Genomic DNA, 3,255 nt, shown 5'->3' with positions numbered 1-3,255 from the left:
CGCTTGGATTTAATCGTACAGAAAAGATATTAAGTCTTAGAAGAACTTTGCTTAGAAAATGAAAATTTTCATCTCCTTTCTTCAATCACCGATTCAGCATCCCGTTGCGCCCTATAGTTTTTGGGAATATTACATCAAAAATGGAATCGAAGAATTCGGTGCAACCTGGGTTGAATGTAAAGACATTGATTGGGCAAAAGGTTTGGTTCAGCAGAGCGATGAAGAATTTTCAGCGTGGAAAACCTCGTCTTGGGAAAAAACAGTCGCTTGCTTGAAAGAAAATCCAGTTGATCTTTTCTTAAGCTATCTTTATCCGGAACAGGTTGATACAGCTGCCATTGCCGAAATACAAAAAATGGGCATTCCATGTGTCAATTTCTTTTGCGACCATGTGAGGATGTTCAAGAAAGTACCAGAGGAATTTGCTATTTTCGACCTGAACTGGGTTCCAGAACACAAAGCCGTCAAATTTTACCAAAAAGCGAAATTACCTTTCCTGAACCTCCCCATGCCGATGTGGGTGGAACAAAAATACCGTAATATCGCCGCTGAAGAAACAGATCAGATTGTATTTATCGGTTCAAAAGATATTCAAAGACATCTATTTTTTGAACAGCTACTGCAACAGGCGCCAAGCAGCAAAATCGATATCTATGGAAGTGGTTGGATAGATAAAGCCCCAGAAAGTGCCAGTCCGGTTTTTTCTACCTTAGGAAAACTGAAGAACCAGATCAACTTTATATCGAAATATGGCATCCGTTCATTTTATCATAAACTCAAACATAAATCTTATGATCCAACGATTAGTGAACTTTTATCAGTGCTACTGAAAGGCAAACCTCGTTTTGATGATTATGTAAAAATCACTCGAGAAAGCGCCATCACCTTAGGGATCAATCGCTACCCGTGTTTCAACTTTCCAATGCATCAACCCGATACCTATTCAAGATTAAGAGATATTGAAGCACCTATGCTAGGGGCATGTTACCTCACTGAATATACAGAAGGATTGGAAGATTTATACGATTTAGATCGAGAAATACTAACTTACCAGCAAGTTGACGATTTTCTAGACAAGTGCAAAATGTTGGCTCAAGATAAACAACGCAGAACTAATCTACGTACTGCTGGACAGCAAAAAGCATTAAATCAGCTAAATATTTCTAGCACCCTTCAACAAATTATTAATGTTCTAAATGGGCAAAATAGAAAATAGAATTATCATTTATTTCCATTTAGAGAAAAGCAAAGACCGTTTTATTCCCGGCGATCGTTACCTTATTCCTTTGCTACGCAATCTTATCAAGAAGAAAAAGACCAGTGGAATTGAAAAAGTTTTTAAAAATCTCTGTAAATCCTTTGATAAGCTGAATATTAAATATGAGATAAACATCCCATTTGAGCGCTTAACAACTAAAGATCAAATCATTGTATTAGGTGGGCCCAAGGTATTGGAGCATTACCATCAATCAAATAAAATTGTTGCAGGTATTGCATTAATGACACATCCAGCTGAATGGCCAGATTTATTTGAGCAATATCCTGTAGCTACTTATCTTCAGCATTCTCCATGGACAGTATCACTTTACAATCGATGGTATGGTACAGGAAAATGTAAAACCTGGCCGAGTGGAATAGATACAGCATTTTGGAAGCCTAGTTCAGGTGCAGCTAAAAGAATGCTGATTTATGTGAAATTCCTTTGGAATAAGGCTGAAAACGAAGAAACATTACTCAAGCCTATATTAAATCAACTTGACCAAAAAKGTATTGACTATCACCTCATTCGTTATGGATATTATGATATCAAGACCTATCAAAAGCAACTATCCAACAGCTATGGCATGATTTTCCTTTGTGAGCATGAAAGTCAAGGTATAGCCTATCAGGAGGCAATGGCCATGAATGTTCCCATTTTGGCATGGGATCAGGGATTTTGGTTAGATCCTCATCGATTAGCGTGGGGCGAAACGGAAGCTGTACCTGCAAGTTCAGTCCCCTATTTTTGCGAAGATTGTGGAGAAAAATTCAAAGATTTCAATGAATTTAAAGAAAAACTACCTTTATTTATGAAGGGCGTGTCAAATGACAAATATGCCCCAAGGAATTACATTTTAAAGCATTTGAGCTTGGAAAGAAGTGCCGAACGGATCTTGGAAATTTTAAACGAGGTTTATTCATGAGAATTTTATTGATCATGGACCCTGGAATTCCCGTCCCACCGCCACTATATGGCGGGCATGAAAGACTGGTTTTTATGTTTGCCGAAGAATACCATAAACTTGGGCATGAAGTAAGCTTATTGGCTGGGCCAAATTCACACATCAGTGGAAAGGCTTACAGCTTTGGCAAAAATGATTTGAAACGGTCTAAATTTCAGCATTTTAAAGAGGTATTATCTGCTTGGAAGTTTCTTTTTGCTAAAAGAAATGAGTTTGATCTCATTCACAATTTTGGTCGCTTAATTTACCTTTTACCCATTCTAAATGCTAAAGCCCATAAAATCATGACTTATGGTAGGCCTGTTGCACAAAAAGGGATTAAATTGGCGACATCGTTGCCAAATAAAAATTTAGTATTTACTGCCTGCAGTAATTATTGCGTGAGTACAGGTAATGTAGCGGGAACCTGGAAAACTGTTTACAATGCCATTGATTTTTCCAATTATCAATTGCAAGAAAAGGCAGTTCATGATGCCCCATTAATGTTTTTAGGGAGATTAGATAAGATAAAAGGCCTTCATACAGCCATAGCTATTGCAAAAAAAACAGACCATAAACTATGGATTGGAGGAAATATCCCAACTACTCTAGATAATTATACCTACTTCAAGAATGAAATTGAACTTTTGTTTGATGGAGAGCAAATTATTTACCTAGGTGCCTTAAATGATGAGCAAAAAAATGAATATTTAGGAAAAGCAAAAGCCTTACTTTTCCCCATAGAATGGGATGAACCTTTCGGGATGGTGATGGTGGAAGCCATGGCATGTGGCACTCCTGTGATTGGTTTTAAAAGAGGCTCTGTTCCTGAAGTAATTGACGAAGGAATATCTGGTTTCATTGTAGAAAATGAAGAAGAGATGCTTAAGTCTTTGTTAAAAGTTAACGCCATAAACCGAAAACTTTGTAGAGAGACCGCTAAGCATAAATATGATACCACAGTTATCGCTAAAGAGTATTTAACGGAAAACTTTGTAGAGAGACCGCTAAGCATAAATATGATACCACAGTTATCGCTAAAGAGTATTTAACG

The 3,255-nt window shown here is 37.3% G+C and carries 3 protein-coding genes; all 3 read left to right on the top strand.

The genetic code is table 11. The features are described from left to right. The first annotated feature begins 58 nt into the window (after window positions 1-58). From AC1DPQ_RS22295 to AC1DPQ_RS22285, 3 genes are read left to right on the top strand one after another with little or no spacing between them, the layout of a single operon-like run. Entirely contained in the window at window positions 59-1,216 is a 1,158-nt protein-coding gene (locus AC1DPQ_RS22295; RefSeq protein ID WP_477610907.1) for a glycosyltransferase family protein, read from the top strand. Then, window positions 1,197-2,183, top strand: coding sequence for a glycosyltransferase (locus AC1DPQ_RS22290; protein WP_477610906.1), 987 nt, complete (start codon window positions 1,197-1,199; stop codon window positions 2,181-2,183). The genes AC1DPQ_RS22295 and AC1DPQ_RS22290 overlap by 20 nt, the downstream gene beginning before the upstream one ends. After that, on the top strand, window positions 2,180-3,253 hold the full coding sequence (locus tag AC1DPQ_RS22285; RefSeq protein ID WP_477610905.1) for a glycosyltransferase: 1,074 nt from the start codon (window positions 2,180-2,182) through the stop codon (window positions 3,251-3,253). Before AC1DPQ_RS22290 ends, AC1DPQ_RS22285 begins: the two co-directional genes overlap by 4 nt. Window positions 3,254-3,255: the final 2 nt, after the last annotated feature.

It is taken from the genome of Pedobacter sp. 01T416_2 (assembly GCF_056398925.1).
Note: the sequence above shows the minus strand (reverse complement) of the source record. Positions and strands in the feature narration are given on the sequence as shown.

Bases quoted from the DNA above. Each gene is read 5' to 3' on its own strand.
- AC1DPQ_RS22295 (WP_477610907.1), top strand. From the start codon at position 59: ATGAAAATTTTCATCTCCTTTCTTCAATCACCGATTCAGCATCCCGTT.
- AC1DPQ_RS22285 (WP_477610905.1), top strand. From the start codon at position 2,180: ATGAGAATTTTATTGATCATGGACCCTGGAATTCCCGTCCCACCGCCA.